General features: G+C 68.8%; 22 protein-coding genes. 13 read left to right on the plus strand and 9 right to left on the minus strand.

Annotated elements, in window-relative coordinates:
* Positions 1–107 precede the first annotated feature (107 nt).
* Positions 108–1,595 carry an Asp-tRNA(Asn)/Glu-tRNA(Gln) amidotransferase subunit GatA gene (gene gatA, locus AC1DYD_RS13305; RefSeq protein ID WP_478173208.1) on the minus strand — a complete coding sequence of 496 codons (1,488 nt, stop codon included), beginning with the start codon at positions 1,593–1,595 and terminating at the stop codon, positions 108–110.
* A 166-nt stretch (positions 1,596–1,761) separates the two neighbouring features.
* Positions 1,762–2,061, minus strand: a complete 300-nt coding sequence (gene gatC / locus AC1DYD_RS13310; RefSeq protein WP_478173209.1) for an Asp-tRNA(Asn)/Glu-tRNA(Gln) amidotransferase subunit GatC — start codon at positions 2,059–2,061, stop codon at positions 1,762–1,764.
* A gap of 223 nt (positions 2,062–2,284) precedes the next feature.
* On the opposite strand from gatC, the gene AC1DYD_RS13315 reads away from it, so the two are divergent.
* The 4 genes from AC1DYD_RS13315 to mrdA all read left to right on the plus strand — a co-directional run bounded on the left by AC1DYD_RS13315 (position 2,285) and on the right by mrdA (position 7,017).
* Complete coding sequence (locus AC1DYD_RS13315; protein ID WP_077002382.1) at positions 2,285–3,328, plus strand: rod shape-determining protein; 1,044 nt, start codon at positions 2,285–2,287, stop codon at positions 3,326–3,328.
* A gap of 152 nt (positions 3,329–3,480) precedes the next feature.
* Complete coding sequence (gene mreC / locus AC1DYD_RS13320; RefSeq protein WP_478173210.1) at positions 3,481–4,482, plus strand: rod shape-determining protein MreC; 1,002 nt, start codon at positions 3,481–3,483, stop codon at positions 4,480–4,482.
* Positions 4,479–5,000 (plus strand): rod shape-determining protein MreD, encoded by a 522-nt coding sequence (gene mreD, locus AC1DYD_RS13325; RefSeq protein WP_478173211.1) that lies wholly within the window; start codon positions 4,479–4,481, stop codon positions 4,998–5,000. The genes mreC and mreD overlap by 4 nt, the downstream gene beginning before the upstream one ends.
* Positions 5,001–5,073: 73 nt before the next feature.
* Positions 5,074–7,017, plus strand: coding sequence for a penicillin-binding protein 2 (mrdA, locus tag AC1DYD_RS13330; protein ID WP_478173212.1), 1,944 nt, complete (start codon positions 5,074–5,076; stop codon positions 7,015–7,017).
* 271 nt (positions 7,018–7,288) lie between these two features.
* On the opposite strand, the gene AC1DYD_RS13335 is transcribed toward mrdA, so the two are convergent.
* Positions 7,289–8,044, minus strand: coding sequence for a sulfite exporter TauE/SafE family protein (locus tag AC1DYD_RS13335; RefSeq protein ID WP_478173213.1), 756 nt, complete (start codon positions 8,042–8,044; stop codon positions 7,289–7,291).
* Positions 8,045–8,335: 291 nt separating this feature from the next.
* The gene (locus AC1DYD_RS13340) at positions 8,336–9,964 is read right to left on the minus strand and encodes a GMC family oxidoreductase (protein WP_478173214.1); all 1,629 of its coding nucleotides are present in this window, start codon (positions 9,962–9,964) and stop codon (positions 8,336–8,338) included.
* A 200-nt stretch (positions 9,965–10,164) separates the two neighbouring features.
* On the opposite strand from AC1DYD_RS13340, the gene AC1DYD_RS13345 reads away from it, so the two are divergent.
* From AC1DYD_RS13345 to AC1DYD_RS13365, 5 genes are read left to right on the plus strand one after another with little or no spacing between them, the layout of a single operon-like run.
* The gene (locus tag AC1DYD_RS13345; RefSeq protein ID WP_478173215.1) at positions 10,165–11,331 is read left to right on the plus strand and encodes an MlaE family ABC transporter permease; all 1,167 of its coding nucleotides are present in this window, start codon (positions 10,165–10,167) and stop codon (positions 11,329–11,331) included.
* Positions 11,331–12,158, plus strand: coding sequence for an ABC transporter ATP-binding protein (locus tag AC1DYD_RS13350; RefSeq protein WP_478173216.1), 828 nt, complete (start codon positions 11,331–11,333; stop codon positions 12,156–12,158). Before AC1DYD_RS13345 ends, AC1DYD_RS13350 begins: the two co-directional genes overlap by 1 nt.
* 5 nt (positions 12,159–12,163) lie before the next feature.
* A complete protein-coding gene (locus AC1DYD_RS13355) occupies positions 12,164–13,147 on the plus strand; it encodes an MlaD family protein (protein WP_478173217.1) in 984 nt (327 codons plus the stop codon).
* A gap of 19 nt (positions 13,148–13,166) precedes the next feature.
* Positions 13,167–13,817 carry an ABC-type transport auxiliary lipoprotein family protein gene (locus AC1DYD_RS13360; RefSeq protein ID WP_478173218.1) on the plus strand — a complete coding sequence of 217 codons (651 nt, stop codon included), beginning with the start codon at positions 13,167–13,169 and terminating at the stop codon, positions 13,815–13,817.
* A 29-nt stretch (positions 13,818–13,846) separates the two neighbouring features.
* Positions 13,847–14,305 (plus strand): metallophosphoesterase family protein, encoded by a 459-nt coding sequence (locus AC1DYD_RS13365; protein ID WP_478173219.1) that lies wholly within the window; start codon positions 13,847–13,849, stop codon positions 14,303–14,305.
* A 3-nt stretch (positions 14,306–14,308) separates the two neighbouring features.
* Here AC1DYD_RS13365 and AC1DYD_RS13370 read toward each other — a convergent pair whose 3' ends face one another.
* Positions 14,309–14,950: a MarC family protein gene (locus AC1DYD_RS13370; RefSeq protein ID WP_478173220.1), complete on the minus strand. Its 642-nt coding sequence runs from the start codon at positions 14,948–14,950 to the stop codon at positions 14,309–14,311.
* Positions 14,951–14,964: 14 nt separating this feature from the next.
* Positions 14,965–15,711, minus strand: a complete 747-nt coding sequence (locus AC1DYD_RS13375; RefSeq protein ID WP_478173221.1) for an SDR family oxidoreductase — start codon at positions 15,709–15,711, stop codon at positions 14,965–14,967.
* A 74-nt stretch (positions 15,712–15,785) separates the two neighbouring features.
* Between AC1DYD_RS13375 and AC1DYD_RS13380 the strand changes: the two genes are divergently transcribed.
* Both AC1DYD_RS13380 and AC1DYD_RS13385 read left to right on the plus strand, forming a co-directional pair.
* Positions 15,786–16,409: a DsbA family protein gene (locus AC1DYD_RS13380; protein ID WP_478173222.1), complete on the plus strand. Its 624-nt coding sequence runs from the start codon at positions 15,786–15,788 to the stop codon at positions 16,407–16,409.
* 2 nt (positions 16,410–16,411) lie between these two features.
* The gene (locus AC1DYD_RS13385) at positions 16,412–17,095 is read left to right on the plus strand and encodes a dienelactone hydrolase family protein (protein ID WP_478173223.1); all 684 of its coding nucleotides are present in this window, start codon (positions 16,412–16,414) and stop codon (positions 17,093–17,095) included.
* 91 nt (positions 17,096–17,186) lie between these two features.
* Here AC1DYD_RS13385 and AC1DYD_RS13390 read toward each other — a convergent pair whose 3' ends face one another.
* Complete coding sequence (locus AC1DYD_RS13390) at positions 17,187–18,089, minus strand: LysR family transcriptional regulator (RefSeq protein ID WP_478173224.1); 903 nt, start codon at positions 18,087–18,089, stop codon at positions 17,187–17,189.
* Positions 18,090–18,211: 122 nt separating this feature from the next.
* Between AC1DYD_RS13390 and AC1DYD_RS13395 the strand changes: the two genes are divergently transcribed.
* Together AC1DYD_RS13395 and AC1DYD_RS13400 are read left to right on the plus strand one after the other, a co-directional pair.
* Positions 18,212–18,562, plus strand: coding sequence for an alpha/beta hydrolase (locus tag AC1DYD_RS13395; protein ID WP_478173225.1), 351 nt, complete (start codon positions 18,212–18,214; stop codon positions 18,560–18,562).
* A gap of 213 nt (positions 18,563–18,775) precedes the next feature.
* On the plus strand, positions 18,776–19,123 hold the full coding sequence (locus AC1DYD_RS13400) for a DUF4148 domain-containing protein (protein WP_478173226.1): 348 nt from the start codon (positions 18,776–18,778) through the stop codon (positions 19,121–19,123).
* Positions 19,124–19,270: 147 nt separating this feature from the next.
* On the opposite strand, the gene AC1DYD_RS13405 is transcribed toward AC1DYD_RS13400, so the two are convergent.
* Complete coding sequence (locus AC1DYD_RS13405; RefSeq protein ID WP_478173227.1) at positions 19,271–20,407, minus strand: magnesium transporter CorA family protein; 1,137 nt, start codon at positions 20,405–20,407, stop codon at positions 19,271–19,273.
* A gap of 74 nt (positions 20,408–20,481) precedes the next feature.
* Positions 20,482–21,486, minus strand: a complete 1,005-nt coding sequence (gene hemB, locus AC1DYD_RS13410; protein WP_478173228.1) for a porphobilinogen synthase — start codon at positions 21,484–21,486, stop codon at positions 20,482–20,484.
* Between the last annotated feature and the right edge of the window lie 143 nt (positions 21,487–21,629).

Here is a 21,629-nt window from a genome sequence, read left to right on the forward strand (position 1 = left end):
GAAGCTGGCGCGGCCGAGGTCGGGAACACCGCGGAACCGGCTTTGCCGGGCCGCTGGTGTTGCCCCTTTGAGGGGGAGGCGCCGCAGGCGCTTCGGGGGTGTTTCATTTAATAGCCCGCCGGCGTGTGGAGGTGCCAGTCGGTCGCCCGCTGGAAGGCATGCGCCGCGTTGAGCAATTTCGCCTCGGCGAAGTAATTGCCGATCAGCTGGAGGCCGACCGGCAGGCCGCCGTCGAATCCGGCGGGCACGCTCATGCCGGGCAGGCCGGCCAGCGAGGCAGGCAAGGTGAAGATGTCGGCCAGGTAGTCGGCGACCGGATCGCCGCCGTGCTCGCCGAGCTTCCAGGCCACCGTCGGTGCGGCCGGGCCGGCGATCACATCGCATTGCCTGAAGGCCTGCTGGAAGTCGTCCGCGATCATGCGGCGCACCTTCTGCGCCTGCAGGTAGTAGGCGTCGTAGTAGCCGTGCGAGAGCACGTAGGTGCCGATCATGATGCGGCGCTTGACCTCGTCGCCGAAGCCTTCCTCGCGGGTCTGGGCGTACATGTCGGCCAGGTCGCGGTAGTTCTTGGCGCGGTGGCCGAACTTGACGCCGTCGAAGCGGCTCAGGTTGCTCGAGGCCTCGGCCGCCGCGATGATGTAGTACACGGGAATCGACAGCTCGGTGCGCGGCAGCGTGATCTCGACGCGGCGGGCGCCGAGCTTCTCGTATTCGGCCAGCGCCGCGTCGACCGCGGCGCGCACGCCGGGCGCCACGCCCTCGCCGAAGAACTCTTTCGGCACGCCGATGCGCAGGCCCTCGAGCGAGTCCTTGAGCGAGCGCGAGAAGTCCTCGGCCGGGCGGGCCAGGGAGGTCGAGTCGCGCTCGGGGTCGGGCCCGCACATCGCCGACAGCAGCAGGGCGCAGTCCTCGGCCGAGCGGGCCATCGGGCCGGCCTGGTCGAGGCTGGAGGCGAAGGCGACCATGCCGTAGCGCGAGGCACGGCCGTAGGTCGGCTTGATGCCGGTGACGCCGCAGAACGAGGCCGGCTGGCGGATCGAGCCGCCGGTGTCGGTGCCGGTGGCGGCCGGGGCCAGGCCCGCGGCCACGGCCACGGCGCTGCCGCCAGACGAACCGCCGGGGATGCGGTCGGTGTCCCACGGGTTGCGCACCGGCACCGCGTGGTCGAAGCCGATCGCGGGGACGGCGACGTTCTCGTTGGCCGAGCCCATCGCGAACTCGTCGCAGCTGAGCTTGCCCAATGTCACGGCGCCGGCCTCGGCCAGCTTGCGGACCACCGTGGCGTCGAAGGGCGAGCGGTAGCCCGCCAGGATGCGCGAACCGGCGGTGGTCGGCAGGTCGGCGGTGACGAAGATGTCCTTGTGGGCGATCGGCACGCCCTCGAGCGCCGCGCCGGCGCCGGCGGCGATGCGGGCATCGGCGGCGCGGGCCTGGGACAGCGTGAGCTGCTCGTCGATGGCCACGAAGGCGCCGAGATCCTGGTGGGCGCGGATCCGGGACAGGTGGTGATGGGCCGCCTCGACCGCGGAAATCTTGCGTTCGCGCAAGGCCGCAGCCAGCCCGGCCACGCCCATCTGGTGGATTTCGGCGCTCATTTCAGCCCCCGCGCTCGGCACTTCATGTCCTCGCTGCCCCCCGAGGGGGTGCGATCTTGCTCGGGGCGGCCCGTCGCGGCGCATTGAGGCCCCCGCGCTCGGCACTTCGTGTCCTCGCTGCCCCCCGAGGGGGTGCGATCTTGCTCGGGGCGGCCCGTCGCGGCGCTCATTCGATCACCTTCGGGACCAGGAACAGGCCGTTCTCGACCGCCGGCGCGCTGCGCTGGTTGGCCGCGCGGTTGTTCGGCTCGCTCACCACGTCGTCGGCCAGCCGAAGCGTGATGTCTTCGATGGCGGCCACCGGGTGGGCGAGTGGCTCGACGCCGCCGGTGTCGACCGCGCGCATGCGCTCGACCAGGTCGAAAAAGCCGTTGATCTGGCCGCGCATGCGCTCGCTTTCGTCGGGAGCCAGTTGAAGCCGCGCCAGCGAGGCGATGCGGGCGATATCTGTGGAAGTGAGGGACATCGAAAATGGGCGATTCTGGCGCCGGACGGGGTGCAATCGCACGCCGTAAAGCTGCTCTGAAACGCGGAGCTGTCAGGGGATTCGGTTATTATCCCGCCTTTGCCGCAACCCCCGCGAACGCGCCGGCATTTGCCGCAAAAACGTTTCAAACCACCCTTCACACGACCCAAAAAGAGGGCGACGGCCTGCCGACGCGCATGCCGTGCCCCAGAGGAATTCCACAATGTTTGGAGCTTTCCGTCGGTACTTCTCTACCGACCTGGCGATCGACCTCGGCACCGCCAACACCCTGATCTTCGCTCGCAACAAGGGCATCGTGCTGGACGAGCCCTCGGTCGTCGCGATCCGCCACGAAGGCGGCCCGCACGGCAAGAAGGTGATCCAGGCCGTGGGCCGCGAAGCCAAGGCGATGCTCGGCAAGGTGCCCGGCAACATCGAGGCCATCCGGCCGATGAAGGACGGCGTGATCGCCGACTTCGTCATCACCGAGCAGATGATCAAGCAGTTCATCAAGATGGTGCACCCGCGCTCGCTGCTCACGCCGAGCCCGCGGATCATCATCTGCGTGCCCTGCGGCTCGACCCAGGTCGAGCGCCGCGCCATCAAGGACGCGGCCGAAGCGGCCGGCGCCACCTCGGTCTACCTGATCGAGGAACCGATGGCCGCCGCGATCGGCGCCGGCCTGCCGGTGTCCGAGGCCAGCGGCTCGATGGTGGTCGACATCGGCGGCGGCACCACCGAAGTCGGCGTGATCTCGCTCGGCGGCATGGTCTACAAGGGCAGCGTGCGCGTCGGCGGCGACCGCTTCGACGAGGCCATCATCAACTACATCCGCCGCAACTACGGCATGCTGATCGGCGAACCGACGGCCGAAGTCATCAAGAAGAACATCGGTTCGGCTTTCCCGGGCTCCGAGGTCAAGGAGATGGAGGTCAAGGGCCGCAACCTCAGCGAAGGCGTGCCGCGCAGCTTCACGATCAGCAGCAACGAAGTGCTCGAAGCCCTGACCGATCCGCTGAACAACATCGTCTCGGCCGTCAAGAACGCCCTCGAGCAGACGCCGCCCGAACTCGGCGCCGACATCGCCGAGCGCGGCATGATGCTGACCGGCGGCGGCGCCCTGCTGCGCGACCTGGACCGCCTGCTGGCCGAGGAAACCGGCCTGCCGGTGCTGGTCGCCGAAGATCCGCTGACCTGCGTGGTGCGCGGCTGCGGCATCGCCCTCGAGCGCATGGATCGCCTGGGCAGCATCTTCACGAGTGAATAGTGCTCGCCCTCAGGTCGCGCGCACTTCGTGTCGCGCTCCCACCCCCTGCCGGGGGCGTTGCCGGCGGCCCGGCAAAGCCGGTTCCGCGGCAACCCTGGAACATGCGAACAATTAGCGCTGCTCCCTCCGTATCTCTCGTGGCATAAAGCGTCATGCCGCTCGGCACCCTCGATCGCACTGCACCGCCCCTCTTCAACCAGGGGCCGTCGGCGCTGAGCAAGCTGATCTTCTTCAGCGCGCTGGCGCTGTTTCTGATGGTCGCCGACGCGCGGCTCCACATCGTGCAGCCGATCCGGCTGGCGATCGGGACGGTGCTCTATCCGGTGCAGTGGCTGGCGCTCAAGCCGGTTCAGCTGGTGGCGGGCGGCGGCCGCTACCTGGAAGACCTGCAGACCGCGCAGGGCAACGAGGCTGACGCCCGCAAGGCGCTCGCGCTGCAGTCCGAGCGCGCCAGCCAGGCCGACACGCTGGCCCAGGAGAACGCCCGCCTGCGCTCCCTGCTCGAACTGCGCCAGGTCACCCAGACCCCGGGCCGCGCGGCCGAGGTGCTGTATGACGCGGCCGACCCCTACACCCGCAAGCTGGTGATCGACCAGGGCCTGGCCAACGGCATCGCCCCCGGCTCGCCGGTGATCGACGAGCACGGCGTGCTCGGCCAGGTGACGCAGGTCCAGCCCTTTTCGAGCGAGATCACGCTGGTGATCGACCGCGACCTGTCGATCCCGGTCCAGAACGTGCGCACCGGCGCCCGCAGCGTGGCCTTTGGCGACGCCAGCGCGCATGGCGGCGGGCTCGAGCTGCGCTTCATGCAGGCGAACTCGGATGTGCAGGAAGGGGACGTGCTGACCACCAGCGGCGTCGACGGCGTCTATCCGCCGGGCCTGCCCGTGGCCAAGATCGATCGCATCGAGCGCCGGGCCGACTCCGCCTTCGCACGCATCCACTGCGCGCCGCTGGCCCAAGTGAGTGCGGCGCGCTATGTGCTCGTGCTGGCGCCCACCGGCGCCCAGTCGGTGCCGAAGCCGACCCCGCCCAACACGCCCTCGGCGGTCGCCGCCAAGAAGAAGGCCGACAAGGCGGACGCCAAGGCCGACGCCAAGGCGGACGCGAAGTCCGCCAAGAAGACCGACAAGAAGGAAGCGAGCCCGCGATGATCATGCGTCCCGGCCAGCAGCAGCTCCTGCTGCCCGTCAGCCCGCTGTTCATGTGGACCAGCCTGGTCGTCGCGCTGCTGCTCAACATGGTGCCGCTCGGCCGCGCCGCCTGGACGCCCGACCTGCTGGCGCTGGCGATCGTGTTCTGGAGCGTGCACCAGCCAGCGCGCATCGGCATCGGCGCCGCCTTCGCGTTCGGCCTGCTGATGGACGTGCACCAGGCCGCGATGCTCGGGCAGCATGCCCTGTCCTACACCACGCTCGGCTTCCTGGCGACCATGATCCACCGGCGGCTGCTGTGGTATCCGCTGATCTCCCAGGCGTTGCAGGTGCTTCCGTTGTTCGCGCTCTCGCACCTGATCGAGCTGGTCATCCGCATGATCGGCGGTGGCGCCTTCCCGGGCTGGTCGCTGCTGGTGGCGCCGGCGCTGGAGGCGGCCCTGTGGCCGCTGGTCAGCCTGATTCTCCTGGCGCCGCAGCGCCGGACCCCGGAACCCGACGCCAACAGACCACTCTGACAGCCCGCCCGCCGCCCGTCGCCCGCAGCCCCATTGCATGCGGGCCTTGTGCGGCCTAAGCTCCAGCTCCCAAATGACAGAGATTCGCAATGTCGCCGCCGACCTCTCCCGCTTCAGGCGGCGAGTGCTCGTGATCGGCGCGGTCGTGCTCACGGCCTTCGGGCTGCTGTGCACGCGGCTGGTCTACCTGCAGGTGGTGCGCCACGAAGACCTGGCCGAACAGGCCGAGAGCAACCGAACGGCGATCGTGCCGGTGGTGCCGAACCGCGGCCTGATCCTCGACCGCAGCGGCATCGTGCTGGCTTCCAACTACTCGGCCTACACGCTCGAGATCACGCCCTCCAAGGCCGGCAACCTCGAGGAGACCATCGACGCCCTGACCGAGGTGCTCGAGATCTCTCCGCGCGACCGACGGCGCTTCAAGCGGCTGCGCGAAGACTCGCGCAGCTTCGACTCGGTGCCGATCCGCACCCGCCTGAGCGACGAGGAAGTGGCCCGCTTCGCGGCCCAGCGCTACCGCTTCCCGGGCGTCGAGATCAAGGCCCGACTGTTCCGCAACTACCCCCATGGCGAGCTCGCCAGCCACGTGCTGGGCTACATCGGCCGCATCAACCAGGCCGAGAAGACGGCGATGGAGGATTGGGAGGACGAGGACCTCGCCAATTACAAGGGCACCGAGTACATCGGCAAGCTCGGCATCGAGCAGAGCTACGAGAAGACCCTGCACGGCCAGACCGGCGTCGAGCAGATGGAAACCTCGGCCGGCGGCCGCGCGGTGCGCCGGCTCGCGGCCCATCCGGCGACGCCTGGCAACACGGTCATGCTGTCGCTCGACATCAAGCTGCAGAAGCTGGTCGAGGACATGTACGGCGAGCGCCGCGGCGCGCTGGTCGCCTTCGATCCCAAGACCGGCGAGATCCTGGCCTTCGTCAGCAAACCGACCTTCGACCCCAACCTGTTCGTCGAGGGCATCGACAGCGAGAGCTGGAAGGAGCTCAGCGAGTCGCTCGACAAGCCGCTGCTCAACCGCGCGCTGCGCGGCACCTATCCGCCGGGATCGACCTACAAGCCCTTCATGGCGCTGGCAGCGCTGCAGACCGGCAAGCGCGGGCCCAGCGTGCTGGTCAACGACCCGGGCTACTTCAACTTCGGCGGCCACCGCTTCGGCAGCCCCGAAGGCAACATCGGCAACGTCGACATGCGGCGCTCGATCCAGCTGTCGAGCAACATCTACTACTACTCGCTGGCCGGCGAGATGGGCGTGGACCTGATCCACGATTCGATGAAGCCGCTGGGCTTCGGCCAGATCACCGGCATCGATATCGGCGGCGAGGTGCGCGGCGTGCTGCCCAGCACCGAATGGAAGCGCAACGCCTACAAGCGCCCCGAGCAGAAGAAGTGGTATGCCGGCGAAACCATCTCGCTGGGCATCGGCCAGGGCTACAACAGCTTCACGATGCTGCAGCTGGCGCAGGCCACCGCCATCGTGGCCGATGGCGGCATCAAGCACAAGCCGCACCTGGTGCTGGCGATCCGCGACACGGTGACGGGCGAGGTCAAGCCGGTGGTGCAGCCGCCGGCCCAGAACCTCGGCTACAAGGCTTCCGACATCGCCGTGGTCCGCGAGGGCCTGACCGCGGTGGTCACCGGTGGCACCGCGCGCGGCGTGTTCGCGGGCGCCCCCTACCAGGCGGCCGGCAAGACCGGCACGGCACAGGCGGTGGGCATGGCGCAGAACACCAAGTACAACGCCAAGGCGCTGGAGGAGCACCAGCGCGACCACGCGCTCTTCATGGCCTTCGCGCCGGTCAACGACCCCAAGATCGCGGTGGCGCTGATCGTCGAGAACGCCGGCTGGGGCGCCGGCGCCGCGGCGCCGATCGCGCGCCGCGTCTTCGACTACTGGCTCATGAACCAGTACCCGAGCGAGGCCGACATGGCCGCGATCCAGGTCGGCAAGGCCACCGTGCCGATCGGCAAGCCGCGGGTCGCCAGCGAGGTCGCCTGGCAGGATTGAGCTCGCCCCCAGGTTGGGCTCACTGCGTGTAGCCCGCCCACCCCCTACCGGGGGCAACACCAGCGGCCCGGCGAAGCCGGTTCCGCGGTGTTTCACCAACAGGCCTGGCTGCGCCGGCCGATAGAAGAGTGGCGCCGTGCTTGTTATCGGGCGGCGCGCAGCGCACGCCTGTTCGTGGGCAGTCGCGGAACCGGCTTTGCCGGGCCGCTGACTGCGCCCCCGGTAGGGGGTGGGCGCCCGGACACGAAGTGCCGGGCAACCTGGGGGCGAGCTACAAGAACGCGTCGTAGGCGGTCTTGAGGATCAGCGCGCCGACCACGACGATGAAGACCTTGCGCACGAAGGCGGCGCCGTGCTTGATGGCGACCCGGGCGCCGATCACGCTGCCGGCCACGTTGGCGACCGCCATCGTCAGCGCCAGTGGCCACAGCACATGGCCCTTGAGCCCGAACAGCAGCAGCGCGCCCAGGTTGGTCATGGTGTTGAGCAGCTTGGCCGAGCCGGCCGCGTTGAGGAAGTCGTAGCCCAGCCAGCGCACAAACAGGAAGACGAAGAAACTGCCCGTACCGGGCCCGAAGAAGCCGTCGTAGACGCCCAGCAGGGCGCCGATCGCCGCCGTGGCCAGCAGTTCGGCACGGCCGCTGAAGCGTGGCGCATGGTGGTGGCCGAGGTCCTTGCGCGCCAGCGTGTAGAGCAGCAGCGCGACCAGCACCAGCGGCAGCAGCTTGCGCAGGAAGTCGCCCGGCACCACGGTCACGGCCCAGGCTCCGGCCAGCGAGCCCGCGAAGGCCAGGGCGCCGGCCGGCAGCAGCGTGTGCCAGCGCAGGCCGACCCGATGGTGGAACTGCGCCGCAGCCGCCGCCGTGCCCCAGACCGAGGCGCTCTTGTTGGTGCCCAGCAGCGTGGCGGGGGCGGTGCCCGGCAGCACGCTGAACAGCGCCGGCACCAGGATCAGGCCGCCGCCGCCGACGATGGAATCGATGAAACCCGCGAACAGCGAGGCGAGGGTCAGCACCAGAATTTCCATGGGGGGCCGGATTGTCGCATTCCGGATTGCTATCTATTTGATAGCATCGGCCGTTGCCGTCGCAGGACCTGCACCCAAAAGAAAAGGCGCCGACTGGCGGCGCCTTGTTCAAAAAAACGGCATCTCGTGCGGATGCCTTGTCTGATCTGGTTCTGGTTCTTCGAAAGATGTCTCCTCGGTCCCCCGCGCTGCGGGCAGGCCCGTTTGCGAGTGCCGAGACTTTAGTTCGGCGCACCGTGCCAGTGCATCGGGGATTACCCGCCACTGGAAACAAATGGACACATCAAGATCTCACAGTGCCGCCTTGCGCACCCATTCGGACGCCTTCTCGGCCATCATCAGCGTCGGGCTGTTGGTGTTGCCGCTGGTGATGGTCGGCATGGCCCCGGCGTCGACCACCCGCAGTCCCTGGATGCCGCGCACCCGCAAGCGGGAATCGAGCACCGCCATCGCGTCGCCGTCGGCGCCCATCCGCGTGGTGCCCACCGGATGGAAGATGGTGGTCGCGATGTCGCCGGCCAGCCGCGCCAGTTCCTCGTCGGTCTGGTATTGCAGGCCGGGCTTCCATTCCTCGGGGGCGTACTTCGCCAGTGCCGGCTGGGCCGCGATGCGGCGGGTGACGCGCAGCGAATCGGCCGCCACCTTGCGGTCCTCGTCGGTGCTCAGGTAGTTGGGCGCGATGGCCGGTGCGTCGCTGAACCTGGGGCTCTTGATGCGCACGGTGCCGCGGCTGGTCGGGTTCAGGTTGCAGACGCTGGCCGTGAAGGCCGGGAAGCTGTGCAGCGGCTCGCCGAAGGCGTCGAGCGACAGCGGCTGCACGTGGTATTCGAGATTCGGCCACACGTGCTCGGGCGAGCTGCGCGTGAAAGCGCCGAGCTGCGAGGGCGCCATGCTCATCGGCCCGCTGCGCTTGAACAGGTACTCCATCCCGATCTTCGCCTTGCCATAGAGCGACGAGGCCAGCACGTTGAGCGTGGGCGCGCCCTTGATCTTGTAGACCGCGCGGATCTGCAGGTGGTCCTGCAGGTTGGCGCCGACGCCGGGCAGGTCGGCCACCACCTCGATGCCGTGCTGATGCAGCAGCTCCGCCGGGCCGATGCCCGAGAGCTGCAGCAGCTGCGGCGAGCCGATGCTGCCGGCGCACAGCAGCACCTCGCGCGTGGCCTTCGCCGTGACCGTCTCGTGGCCGTCCCAGACCTGCACGCCGGTGCACCGCCGGCTGCCGTCGGCCTGCGTCTCGAGGATCAGCTTCGTCACATGGGCGTTGACCCACATCTCGAAGTTCGGCCGCCCGTAGCAGGTGGGCCGCAGGAAGGCCTTGGCGGTGTTCCAGCGCCAGCCGTCCTTCTGGTTGACCTGGAAGTAGCCCACGCCCTCGTTGCTGCCGCGGTTGAAGTCGGTGCTGTGCGGGATGCCGGCCTCCTGCGCGGCCTGCGCGAAGGCGTCGAGGATGTCCCAGCGCAGGCGCTGCTTCTCGACCCGCCACTCGCCGCCGGCCCCGTGCATCTCGTCGGCGCCGAGGTAGTAGTCCTCGTGCTGCTTGAAGGCCGGCAGCACGTTGTTCCAGCGCCAGGTGTCGTCGCCGGTGAGGGCGGCCCAGTGCTCGTAGTCGCGCGACTGGCCGCGCATGTAGATCATCCCGTTGATGCTCGAGCAGCCGCCCAGCGTCTTGCCGCGCGGGTAGCGCAGCGTGCGGCCGTTGAGCCCGGCGTCGGGCTCGGTGCTGTAGAGCCAGTCGGTGCGCGGGTTGCCGATGCAGTAGAGGTAGCCCACCGGGATGTGGATCCAGTGGTAGTCGTCCTTGCCGCCGGCCTCGATCAGCAGCGTGCGCTGCTGTGAGCTGCGAGTCAGGCGGTTGCACATCAACGCGCCGGCGGTGCCGCCGCCGATCACGATGTAGTCGAAGGTGGTGTCGCTCATTCGGGTCTTGCCTGTCTCTTGTCGCTATGGGGAATACGGCCGCCGGCGACCGGACGCTGCGCCGCCGTCGGCACCGGATTGTGGCAAACCCCCGGGGCTTGTGCGACCGCCTGCGCGCAGGGGCGGCATCGGGGAGGTCCGGCGCGGACGCCCCCGGTTACGATGTTGCGTCATTCGCTTCACGACCTGCCGCTGCCCTCATGCCGACCGATTCGCCGATGCCCGCCGATGCGCAGGAAGCGCAGGGCGCGCAACCGCGCGTCGACGAACGCGATCAGGACGGCGGCCGGTGGGCGGTGGCCACTGGCCGATGGACCGTGCTGGCGATGTCGTCGGCGCCGGCCTGGGGCGCGCTGTCGGACAGCCTGAAGGGCGTCCCCGCGCACGAAGGCCGCCCCTGGGACTTGCGCCCGATCGAGCAGCTCGATCACATCGGCGCCCAACTGCTCTGGGACCATTGGGGGCAGGCCTGGCCGGCGCGGCTCGAAATGGATTCGCAGCACAAGGCGGTGCTCGACCAGGTCGCCCGGTACACCTGCAGCGCGCCGGACGAGCCCCCGGTGACGCTGGCCGACCGCTTCAAGGCCTTCGCCCACAACGGCCCGCGGATGATGTTCGTGGCGCGCGATTTCCTCGGCCTCATCGGCCAGCTCACGCTCGACCTCGGCAAGCTGCTGCGGGCACCGCACCGCGGACCCTGGCGCGACTTCTCGGGCCAGATCTACCAGTTCGGCACCACCGCGCTGCCGATCACCGCGCTGGTCGGCCTGCTGATCGGCGTGGTGCTGGCCTACCTGACCTCGCAGCAGCTGCGCCAGTACGGCGCCGAGACCTTCATCGTCAATATCCTGGGCCTGTCGCTGATCCGCGAACTCGGCCCGGTGCTGGCGGCGGTGCTGATCGCCGGCCGATCGGGCTCGGCCATCACGGCGCAGATCGGCGTCATGCGGGTCACCGAGGAACTCGACGCGATGCGCGTGATGGGCATCCCGCACGGCTTCCGGCTGGTGATGCCGCGGGTGCTGGCGCTGGCGATCACGATGCCGCTGATCAGCACGTGGACCTCGATGGCGGCGCTGTTCGGCGGCATGATCGCGGCCGACCTGTCGCTCGACATCTCGCCCGCGTACTTTCTCTCGGCGCTGCCGCGCGCGGTGCCGATGTCGAACCTGTATCTCGCGCTGTCCAAGTCGGCGGTGTTCGGCATTCTGATCGCGCTGATCGGCTGCCATTTCGGCCTGAAGGTGAAACCCAATACCGAGAGCCTCGGCCGCGGCACGACCTCGTCGGTGGTGACCTCGATCACGGTGGTGATCCTGGTCGATGCGCTGTTCGCAGTGCTGTTCAAGGGCGTGGGGCTGCGCTGATGAACGACAGCTTTCCCCGCGACGCCGAGCGCGTGGTCGAGATCCGCAAGCTCTGGACCGTCTTCCGGTCGCCCGACGGCGACCAGGTGGTGCATCGCGATCTCGACCTCACGATCGTGCGCGGCGAGGTGCTGTCGCTGGTGGGCGGCTCGGGCACCGGCAAGACCGTGCTGCTGCGCCAGATCCTCGGGCTCGAACATCCGACCCGAGGCCAGGTCACGGTGCTCGGCCGGCCGCCGGGGCAGCTCAGCGCGATGGGCGCTGCCAATGTCGGCATGCTGTTCCAGCACGGCGCGCTGTTCTCGGCCTTCAGCGTGCTCGACAACATCGCCTTTCCGCTGCGCGAACTCAAGCTGCTGCCCGACGACCTGATCCGCGATGCCGCGCTGGTCAAGCTGCAGATGGTCGGGCTGAGTCCGCAGCAGGCCACCAAGAGTCCGGCCGATCTCTCGGGCGGCATGATCAAGCGGGTGGCGTTGGCGCGGGCACTCATCATGGACCCGCCCCTGCTGCTGCTCGACGAACCCACCGCCGGCCTCGATCCCGAAAGCGCCGACGGCTTCTGCGACCTGCTGCGCGGCCTGCACCGCGAGCTCGGCCTCACGGTGGTGATGATCACGCACGACCTCGACACCCTGTTCGACCTCAGCAGCCGGATCGCGGTGCTGGCCGACCACAAGGTGATCGTCGCGGGGACGACGCGCGAGGTGATCGCCTATCCGCATCCGTTCATCCACGAGTACTTCCTCGGTGGCCGCGGCCGGCGCGCCATGGAAGCACTGCATGAAGGGGCGGCCAGCCGGCCGGCCCCCTCGTCCGAAAGGTAGCCGCCATGGAAAACAAGTCCCATGCCCTCGCCGCCGGGGCCTTCGTGCTCGGGCTGGTCGCCGTGATCGTCGCGCTGGTGGTCTGGCTCACGCGCGACGACACGGTGCGCAACATCTACGAGCTGTCGACCCGTGATCCGGTGAGCGGCCTGCAGCCGCAGGCGATGGTGCGCTACCGCGGCATCGCGGTCGGCAAGGTCGCATCGATCGACTTCGACCCCAAGGTGAAAGGCAACGTGCGGGTCCGCATCACGGTCGACGAGCGGGTGCCGCTCACCACCTCGACCTTTGCGACGCTGAGCTACCAGGGCGTCACCGGGCTGGCCTTCATCGCCCTCGACGACAAGGGCGAATCGCAGGTCTCGCTGGTGCCGGACAACGACAATCCGCCGCGCATCCCGCTCAAGCCCTCGCTGCTGGCCCAGCTGCAGGACCGCGGCGAGCTCATCCTCGGCCGGGTCGAGGAAGTCACCAAGAAGGTCGACGCGCTGCTCGGCAACGACAACCAGAAGCGCGTCGCCGATGCGCTGGAGAACATCGCCGGCGCCGCGGCCAGCGCCAACCAGCTGACCAAGTCGCTCGACAACACGGTCAAGACCGGGCTCAACCCGGCGCTCAAGGCCCTGCCGCCGCTGGTGGACCGCACGCGCGAGACCATGGCCGCGGTCAAGGGCGCGGCCACGGACATCTCGCGCGTCGCCACCAACTTCAACGCGACCGCGAGCCGGCTGAACGCCAAGGACGGTCCGATCGACCGCCTCGCCGACGGCACCAAGGCCCTGTCGCAGACCGTCGATTCGTTCAACAACGCGACGCTGCCGCGCGTGAACCGGGTCGCCGACGACACCTCGCGTGCGGTACGCCGCCTCGGGCGCGCGGCCGACGGTATCAGCGACAACCCGCAGTCGCTGCTGTTCGGCAATGGCGGCGTGGTTGCTGGTCCGGGCGAGCCCGGCTTCTCCGCGCCGGCGGCGACCGCGAGTCCGTGAAGGCCATTCCATGATTCCCATGAACGACGCTCTGAAGCATTCCCTCGCCGGCCTGGCCGCCGCGCTGCTGCTGGCGGGTTGCGGCGCGCTGCCCGACAAGCCGGCCCGGGCCGCCCTTTACGATTTCGGGCCCGGCAACACGGTGCCGGCGCCGGCTGCCGCCTCCTCGCCGGCCCCGCGCTCGCTGCCGATGATCGCGCTGGCCGAGGTCGATGCCAATTCGCGGCTCGACGGCACCCAACTGCTGTACCGCCTCGGCTACGCGGATTCGAACGAGCTGCGGCCCTACGGCCAGTCGCGCTGGAGCCAGCCGCCGGCGCAGCTGCTGCGCCAGCGCCTGCGCGAGGCGCTCTCGGCCGGCCACACGGTGCTGGGCCCGGAGGAGAGCGCCACCATCGCCCGCAGCGCGGGCCGCCTGCCCGACACCCTGCGCGTCACGCTGGAGGAGTTCAGCCAGTACTTCGAGTCGCCCGAGCGCAGCATCGGCCTGGTGCGCGTGAGCGCCACGCTGACCCGCAGCCAGACCGCCGGCGACAAGGTGCTGGCCCAGCGCAGCTTCACGGTCCGCAAGCCGGCGCCGACCGCCGACGGGCCCGGCGGCGTCAAGGCCCTGGCGGCGGCCAGCGAGGTCGTGGTGGCCGAGCTGGTGGCCTGGGTCGACGCGCAGTAGGCCGGTGCGTCCGAGACCCTCGGCGAGCCATGCGCATCGGCATCATCTCCGACACCCACGGGCTGCTGCGGCCCGAGGCGCTGGACTTTCTGCGCGGCGCCGACCACATCGTGCATGGCGGTGACATCGGCGGGCTGGAGATCATCGACGCCCTGTCCGCGCTGGCGCCGTTGACCGTCGTGCGCGGCAACAACGACGGCGGCGCCTGGGCCGAGGCGGTGCCGGAGACGGCGCTGCTGGAAGCCGGTGGCCTGCGCCTCTTCGCGATCCACGATCTGGCGCAACTGCGCATCGACCCGGTCGCGGCCGGCATTCGCGTCGTGGTGTCCGGCCATTCGCACCGCCCGCGGGCCGAGCAGCGCGGCCCGGTGCTCTATCTGAATCCCGGCAGTGCGGGGCCGCGGCGCTTCAGGCTGCCGGTCTCGGTGGCCGAGCTGCGGATCGACGGCGAGGCGATCGTGCCGCGCATCGTCGACCTGGGCGCGTAGCGCTCAGGTGGCGCGGTGCAGCACCGGAAACAGGGTGCCCAGCCCGTCGGCCATCACCTCGACCGCCAGCGCCGCCAGGATCAGGCCCATCAGCCGCGTCATGACGTTGATGCCGGTCTTGCCGAGCACCCGCGAGATCGGTTCGGCCAGCGAGAAGGTGACGCCGGTCGCCAGGCCGATCACCACGCCGTAGCCGACCAGGATCGCGAGCTCCCAGACATGCTGCGTGCGGTCGGCGAAGATGACCACCGTCGACATGGTGGCCGGGCCGGTCAGCAGCGGGATGGTCAGCGGCACGACCGCGATCGAGGCGCCGAGCGATGCCTTCACCTCCGTCGCGCGGATCTCGTCCTTGTTGGTCTTCGACTCCGCCGGCTCGGCGTTCAGCATGGAGAGCGAGCTGATCAGCAGCAGCATGCCGCCGCCAACCTGGAAGCTGGCGATCGAGATGCCGAAGAAGGACAGCAGCTGCAGCCCCAGCAGCGCGCTGACCGCGATCACGATGAAGGCGCTGAAGGCCGACACCCAGGCGGTGCGCTTGCGCTGCTGGTCGGTGCAGCCCTGCGTGTAGTGGATGAAGAAGGGGACGATCGCCAGCGGGTTCACGATGGCCAGCAGCGTGATCAGCGGCTTGATCAGGTCCATCGCGGGGGGCGCCATCAGCGTCCGCCCGTGATGTCGAGGAAGCTTCCGGTGACGTAGCCGGCCTCGGCCGACAGCAGCCACAAGATGCCGTGGGCCACCTCGTCGGCGCTGCCGGTGCGTTTCATCGGCACGGTCGAGGCGAGCTGGAAGGCGCGCTCGGGCAGGCCGCCCGAGGCGTGGATCTCGGTGTCGATCAGGCCGGGGCGCACCGCGTTGACGCGGATGCCTTCCTCGGCCACCTCCTTGGCCAGGCCGATCGTGAAGCTCTCGATCGCGCCCTTGCTGGCGGCGTAGTCCACGTACTGGCCGGGCGAGCCCAGGCGCGCGGCGGCGCTGGAGAGGTTGACGATCGCGCCGCCGCTGCCGCCGTGCTTCGTGCTCATGCGCCGCACGGCCTCGCGAGCGCAGACGAAGCTGCCGATGACGTTGATGCGCAGCATGCGCTCGAGCCGCGCCACGCTCATCTCGTCGACCCGGGCCTGCGTGTCGACCACGCCGGCGTTGTTGACCAGCGCCGTCAGGCGCCCCAGCCTGGCGTCGACCTTCTCGAACATCGCCAGCACCTGGGACTCGTCGCCGACGTCGGCCTGCACCGTGATCGCGGTGCCGCCTGCGGCCCGGATGCTGCGCACCACCTCGTCGGCAGCCAGCGAGTTGCTGGCATAGTTGACGGCCACCGCCCAGCCGCGGCGGGCGGCCTGCAGCGCGGTCGCGGCGCCGATGCCGCGGCTGCCGCCGGTGATCAGAAGTACATGGTCCAAATCCCACCTCCTGCACGGAAGCCGTGCCTCAGTTAAAACCGTCTGCGTCGGATTACATCATCGAGGAGACGATCTTGAGCCGCACCATCGACTACTACTTCACGCCGCAAAGCCCCTGGACCTACCTCGGCCATGCGCGCTTCGCCGCCATCGCGAAGGCCGCCGGCGCCACGGTGCGCGTCCGGCCGATCGATTTCGGCGCCGTGTTCCCGGTCTCGGGCGGATTGCCGCTCGGCAAGCGGGCGCCGCAGCGGCAGGCCTATCGCCTGGTCGACCTGGCGCGCTTCTCGAAGTACCTCGACATCGAGCTCAATCCCAAACCCAAGTTCTTCCCGGTCGCCAGCGACGATGCGGCCCGGCTGATCATCGCCGCCGACCTGCACGATGGCACCGAGGCCGCGATGAAGATCTGCGGCGCCGTGTTCGCGGCGGTCTGGGTGCAGGAGCGCAACATCGCCGACCCGAAGGTGCTGGAGGCACTGGCGGCAGAATGCAGGCTCGACGCGCGCCGGGTCGACCAGGCGCAGAGCCAGGCGGTGCAGGAGCGCTACGAGGACTACACCCAGCAGGCCATCGACGGCAAGGTCTTCGGCGCCCCGAGCTACGTCATCGACGGCGAGATCTTCTGGGGCCAGGACCGGCTCGACTTCGTCGAACGCGCATTGAAGAAACAACAACCATCCCGCCAAGGAGCATGACCATGGGTCAATTCATCGATCTCACCGCCAAGGACGGCTTCACCTTTCCCGCCTACGTCGCCGAGCCGGCGGACAAGCCCAGGGGCGCGGTGGTCGTGGTGCAGGAGATCTTCGGCGTCAACTCGCACATCCGCTCGGTGGCCGACGGCTACGCGGCCGAGGGCTACCTGGCGGTCGCGCCGGCTACCTTTCATCGCGTGAAGCAGGGCGTCGAACTGGGCTACACCGAGGACGACATGAAGGCCGGTTTCGGGCTCAAGACCGCGGTCGAGGCGCTGCCCGCCCCGGGCGTGCTGCAGGACCTCCAGGCCGCGGTCGACTACGCGGCGCGGGCCGGCAAGGTGGGCATCGTGGGCTACTGCTGGGGCGGGCTCCTGACCTGGCGCGCCGCGGCCGAGGTGTCGGGCCTGGCCGCCGCCGCGCCGTACTACGGCGGCGGCATGACCACCCCGGAGGAAAGTGCGCGCAAGCCCAAGGTGCCGGTGCTGGCCCACTTCGGCAACAACGACCACTGGATTCCGCTCGACACGGTCGACGCCTTCAAGAAGGCGCATCCGGACGTCGAGGTGCATGTCTACGCATGCGGCCACGGTTTCAACTGCGACCAGCGCGGCTCCTACGACGCGGCCGCCGCCAAGCTGGCGAAGGAGCGCACCCTGGCTTTCTTCGCCAAGCAGCTCGGCTGAGCGGAGCGCGGCCACCGCACCTGGCTCGGCGACCTGCCGCCGGACGTCGCGCAGCGCATCGCCCGGGGCAACGCGGCGGCGATCTTCGGCATCAGGCAGCCGCAGGGTCGGGATCGCGCACTCGGGCCTCGAGAAAATCCAGCAGCGCCCGCAGCGCGGCGCTGTTGTGCCGGCGTTGCGAGTAAGCCGCGTAAAGCCAGAGATCGCGCGGCATGAACTCCCTCAGCACCGGCACCAGCGCGCCGCGTTCGATGTGCGGCTGGGCCATGATCGTCGGCACGCAGACGGCCCCGAGCCCGGCCAGCGCCACGCCGACCAGCGGTGCAGCGTCGTTGGCGTCCATGCGGCTGGTGACCGGCACGCTGTAGGGCTGGCCCTCGACCTCGAACGGCAGTTGCGGCCCGCCGCCCGCGAGCGAATAGGTCAGGACGTCGTGCCGGCGCATGTCGTCGGGCTTCTTCGGCATGCCGCGCCGGGCCCAGTAGGACGGCGTCGCGCAAAGGGCCAGGTCCATCAGGCGCAGCCGCCGCACGATCACGTTCTCGTCTCGGATGCGGCCCAGTCGCAGCGCCACGTCGACGCCTTCCTCGACCAGGTCGATCACCCGGTTGCTCAGGTGCAGGCTCACGTGCACGTCGGGATAGGTGATCATGAATTCGCCGATCAGGCCCGAAAAGCTGCTTTGTCCCAGGCCGTGTGGCGCAGTGACCCGCAGCCGGCCGCGCGGGTGGCCGGCGTGCCCCTGCAGTTCGGACTCGGTCCGTTCGATCATCTCCAGCAGCGGCTTGCTGCGCTCCAGCAGCAGGTGGCCGGCGTCGGTCAGGCTGACCGAGCGCGTCGAGCGGTTCAGCAAGCGGACGCCGAAGCGGGTCTCCAGTTGCGCCACGTACTTGCTCGTGTTGGCCTTCGACATGCCCAGCGAGTGCGCGGCGCGCGAAAAGCTGCCGCGCAAGGCGACTTCTCTAAAGGTTTTGAGCAGTTCCAGACCGTCCATGGCACTCCATTGTTTCCGTTTGATGAACACCCTGATTCACTTTTATAGGGTTTCTACCTAGAAATCCGAGGCAAACTCTATCCCACTGCGCTTTCCTCTCCACCACAACGAAGGACATCTGAATGAAGACCTCGAAGATCATCGCCGCCGCCGCCCTGTCGATCCTGGCCGCCGCCGGCGCCCAGGCCGAAACTTACGAAGGCGTGCAAGCGCCGGTGTCGGTCGCCAGCCGCGCCGAAGTGAACGCCCAGGCCGTGGTTGCGGCCCGCAGCGAGAATCCGTATGCGGACGGCGTGTCCTCGCGCGTCGCCCCGGCGCTGACCGCTTCGGCCGACCGTGAGGTCATCCGCTCGCAGGCCGTGGCCACCGCCCATGAACCGAACCAGAACCTGGATCGCAAGGCCTTCGTGAACAGCGCGGTGCCGTCGCAATACAACATCGCCCGCCCAGTGACGCAGCGCGCCGGTCTCTGATCCGCGCCGTTTCCGATGGGAGCCGGGCCGTGCGAAAGCGCGGTTCGGCCTTTTTCTTGGGGACCGTGGGAATCGTCATTGTTTCAAATCAGGAAACGCGGTGTCTCATTTCTCGGTGTTTTCCCCTAGGGTTTCCGTTCGACACTCGCTCGCACAGGCCAGCGACAGCGAGCCTGGTTTGAAGCCAACTCCGAAGAACCCAAAGGAACCGAAATGAAGACCTCCCGTATCCTCGCCGCTGCCGCCCTGTCCTTCCTCGCTGCCGCCGGCGCACAAGCCGAAAGCTACGACGGCGTGCACGCCGGCGTCTCGGCCAAGAGCCGCGACGAAGTCAGCGCCGAAGCTGCCCGCACCGCCGCCGCACCCAACCAGAACGTGGTGCGCGGTTCGCGTGGTGCCGAGCCTTTCAACTCGGTCGCCAACCCCGAGGCCGTGCGTGCCCAGGCCATCGCCACCGCCAGCGCGCCCGACCAGAACGTCAGCGCCGGTTCGCGCGTCAACAGCCGCGTGATCTCGACCATGAACAAGCCGGCCGAGCCGCGCGTTCAAGCCGGAAAGTAAGCACTCCCCCAGGTTGGCTCACTTCGTGTAGCCCGCCCACCCCCTCGCCGGGGGCAACACCAGCGGCCCGGCGGAGCCGGTTCCGCGGTGTTTCACGAACAAGCCCGAGCCTCGCCGGGCTTTTTTGTTTTTCGCCGTGGTTTTTTGTTAGCGGGTTCGGGCCAGGTAGCGCTTGCGCCAGAAGACGACGACCAGAACCACCGCGATCGCGCCCATCGACCCCATCGCGATCCAGAAGCCGTCGGCCTTGTGCACCAGCGGGATGAATTCGAAGTTCATGCCGAAGATCCCGGCGATCAGGTTCAGCGGCAGGAAGACCGCGGTCAGCACGGTCAGCACCCGCATGATGTCGTTGGCGCGGTGGCCCTGGACGCTGAAGTGCATCTGGACCGCGGTTTCGGCGTTCTGCTCGAGCCGGCGCACGTGGTGGACGACGCGCTCGATGTGCTCCAGCACATCGCGGCTGCGCACCATGACGAGCTCGCGCTCGCGTTGCTCGGTGCTGCCGGCCGGCGGCGGCAGGGTTTCGAGCGAATCGATCCAGTCCTGGATCGCCGCGCGCTGGTCTTCGCAGATCTCGTCGAGGTGGTAGAGCGACTGGCGGGAGTCCATCAGCGCGCTCCAGTTGGTGAAGCGGCTGTGCGGGTCGATCAGTTCGGCTTGCCAGTGGTCGAGCTGGCGGGTCAGTTCGCGCCGCAGGTCGAGGTAGGCGTCGACGATCTGGTTGATCACCCGCAGCATCAGGTCGGCCGGGCCCGAGGGAATGCGGGCGGAGACCGCGCGGACATCCAGCGCCGGGATCGGGCTGCGGCCGCGTTCGGCCGGCGCGGCGGCGGCCAGCAGCTTGGCGGCGAAGGCATCGCGCACGCTGCCGTCCTCGGGGTGCACCGACAGCAGGACGCGGTCGAAGACCGCGAAGCCCACCGGGCGCGTGTCGACCCGGCGCAGCACGCTGGGGCCGCCGCGGGCGGGTTCGTCGGGCTTCGGCAGCGGCCCCTTGCCGTTGGATGCGGCCAGCCGGCGGAACACCAGCAGGTCGTACTGCGAGGTGTAGTCGAAGCGCGAGGGCAACTGGTCGTTGAGCAGGTCGCTCACGTGGAGGTCGAGCAGCAGGGTGCCGCACAGCGACTGCAGCACCTCCTGCACCTGCGGCAGCGAGGCCTGGAACTCCGCGCGGGTCAGCGACAGCCACAGGTAGCCCCGTTCGCAGGCACCGGGCGCCGCCATGGGCGCCAGCGCGTCGTGCTCGGTGACCTGCGTGCCGTCGATCTTGAAGATGCGCATGGCGCGGGTTCCCTAGTCAGTTGAGGACAGAGCAAAAAACTGCTGCGCAGCTTGTTGGTCTGTCCCGCAAGGTGTCAGGATTGCTTCAGCAGCCGGGCGGCATCGAGCGCGAAATAGGTCAGCACCCCGTCGGCCCCTGCGCGCTTGAAGGCCAGCAGGCTTTCGAGCATCACCGCGTCGTGGTCCAGCCAGCCGTTCTGCGCCGCGGCCTTCAGCATCGCGTACTCGCCGCTGACCTGGTAGGCGAAGGTCGGAACCCGGAACTCGTCCTTCACCCGGCGCACGATGTCCAGGTAGGGCATTCCGGGCTTCACCATCACCATGTCGGCGCCTTCGGCGATGTCGATCGCGACCTCGCGCAGCGCTTCGTCGCTGTTGCCCGGGTCCATCTGGTAGACCTTCTTGTTGCTCTTGCCGAGGTTGGCGGCCGAGCCGACGGCGTCGCGGAAAGGGCCGTAGAAGGCGCTCGCGTACTTGGCGCTGTAGGCCATGATCCGCGTATGGATGTCGCCGCGCGCTTCGAGCGCGTTGCGGATCGCGCCGATCCGGCCGTCCATCATGTCGCTCGGTGCCACGATGTCGACGCCGGCGCGCGACTGCGCGAGCGCCTGCTTGACCAGCACCTCGACCGTCGGATCGTTGAGGATGTAGCCGCTGTCGTCGAGCAGTCCGTCCTGCCCGTGGCTGGTGTAGGGGTCCAGCGCCACGTCGGTCATCACGCCCAATTCGGGAAAGCGCGACTTGAGCGCGGCCACCACGCGAGGAATCAGGCCGTCGGGGTTGAAGGCTTCGTCGCCGGCCGGTGTCTTCAGGCGGGCATCGATGACCGGGAACAGCGCCATGACCGGAATGCCGAGCGCCACGCACTGTTCGGCCACCGGCAGCAGCAGGTCGAGACTCAGCCGTGCCACGCCAGGCATCGACGGTACGGCGTCGCGCCGCTTCTCCCCCTCCTGGACGAATACCGGATAGATCAAGTCGTGGGCGGAGAGCGAATGCTCACGTACCAGGTTGCGCGTGAAGGCGTCCCGGCGCAGCCGGCGCGGCCGGCCCGCGGGAAAAGGGGCGTGGAGGGTCATGTCGAAAATTGTGCCTCAAGAGCGTCATGCAGCTTGGGAAAGGCGAGCGTGCCATCTTCTGTCTGTTTTCTGTGCACAGATGGATGAAAAACGAAATCGTTGGTACTAGGTGTCTTAGCCATAAGTTCAAAAAAACGCAGCCG

The sequence above is a fragment of the Variovorax sp. P4_B11 genome (assembly GCF_056402355.1).

Excerpts from the sequence above, each read along its gene's own strand:
- gatA (WP_478173208.1), bottom strand. The coding sequence starts at position 1,595 with ATGAGCGCCGAAATCCACCAGATGGGCGTGGCCGGGCTGGCTGCGGCC.
- gatC (WP_478173209.1), bottom strand. The coding sequence starts at position 2,061 with ATGTCCCTCACTTCCACAGATATCGCCCGCATCGCCTCGCTGGCGCGG.
- AC1DYD_RS13315 (WP_077002382.1), top strand. The coding sequence starts at position 2,285 with ATGTTTGGAGCTTTCCGTCGGTACTTCTCTACCGACCTGGCGATCGAC.
- mreC (WP_478173210.1), top strand. The coding sequence starts at position 3,481 with ATGCCGCTCGGCACCCTCGATCGCACTGCACCGCCCCTCTTCAACCAG.
- mreD (WP_478173211.1), top strand. The coding sequence starts at position 4,479 with ATGATCATGCGTCCCGGCCAGCAGCAGCTCCTGCTGCCCGTCAGCCCG.
- mrdA (WP_478173212.1), top strand. The coding sequence starts at position 5,074 with ATGACAGAGATTCGCAATGTCGCCGCCGACCTCTCCCGCTTCAGGCGG.
- AC1DYD_RS13335 (WP_478173213.1), bottom strand. The coding sequence starts at position 8,044 with ATGGAAATTCTGGTGCTGACCCTCGCCTCGCTGTTCGCGGGTTTCATC.
- AC1DYD_RS13340 (WP_478173214.1), bottom strand. The coding sequence starts at position 9,964 with ATGAGCGACACCACCTTCGACTACATCGTGATCGGCGGCGGCACCGCC.
- AC1DYD_RS13345 (WP_478173215.1), top strand. The coding sequence starts at position 10,165 with ATGCCGACCGATTCGCCGATGCCCGCCGATGCGCAGGAAGCGCAGGGC.
- AC1DYD_RS13350 (WP_478173216.1), top strand. The coding sequence starts at position 11,331 with ATGAACGACAGCTTTCCCCGCGACGCCGAGCGCGTGGTCGAGATCCGC.
- AC1DYD_RS13355 (WP_478173217.1), top strand. The coding sequence starts at position 12,164 with ATGGAAAACAAGTCCCATGCCCTCGCCGCCGGGGCCTTCGTGCTCGGG.
- AC1DYD_RS13360 (WP_478173218.1), top strand. The coding sequence starts at position 13,167 with ATGAACGACGCTCTGAAGCATTCCCTCGCCGGCCTGGCCGCCGCGCTG.
- AC1DYD_RS13365 (WP_478173219.1), top strand. The coding sequence starts at position 13,847 with ATGCGCATCGGCATCATCTCCGACACCCACGGGCTGCTGCGGCCCGAG.
- AC1DYD_RS13370 (WP_478173220.1), bottom strand. The coding sequence starts at position 14,950 with ATGGACCTGATCAAGCCGCTGATCACGCTGCTGGCCATCGTGAACCCG.
- AC1DYD_RS13385 (WP_478173223.1), top strand. The coding sequence starts at position 16,412 with ATGGGTCAATTCATCGATCTCACCGCCAAGGACGGCTTCACCTTTCCC.
- AC1DYD_RS13390 (WP_478173224.1), bottom strand. The coding sequence starts at position 18,089 with ATGGACGGTCTGGAACTGCTCAAAACCTTTAGAGAAGTCGCCTTGCGC.
- AC1DYD_RS13395 (WP_478173225.1), top strand. The coding sequence starts at position 18,212 with ATGAAGACCTCGAAGATCATCGCCGCCGCCGCCCTGTCGATCCTGGCC.
- AC1DYD_RS13400 (WP_478173226.1), top strand. The coding sequence starts at position 18,776 with ATGAAGACCTCCCGTATCCTCGCCGCTGCCGCCCTGTCCTTCCTCGCT.
- AC1DYD_RS13405 (WP_478173227.1), bottom strand. The coding sequence starts at position 20,407 with ATGCGCATCTTCAAGATCGACGGCACGCAGGTCACCGAGCACGACGCG.
- hemB (WP_478173228.1), bottom strand. The coding sequence starts at position 21,486 with ATGACCCTCCACGCCCCTTTTCCCGCGGGCCGGCCGCGCCGGCTGCGC.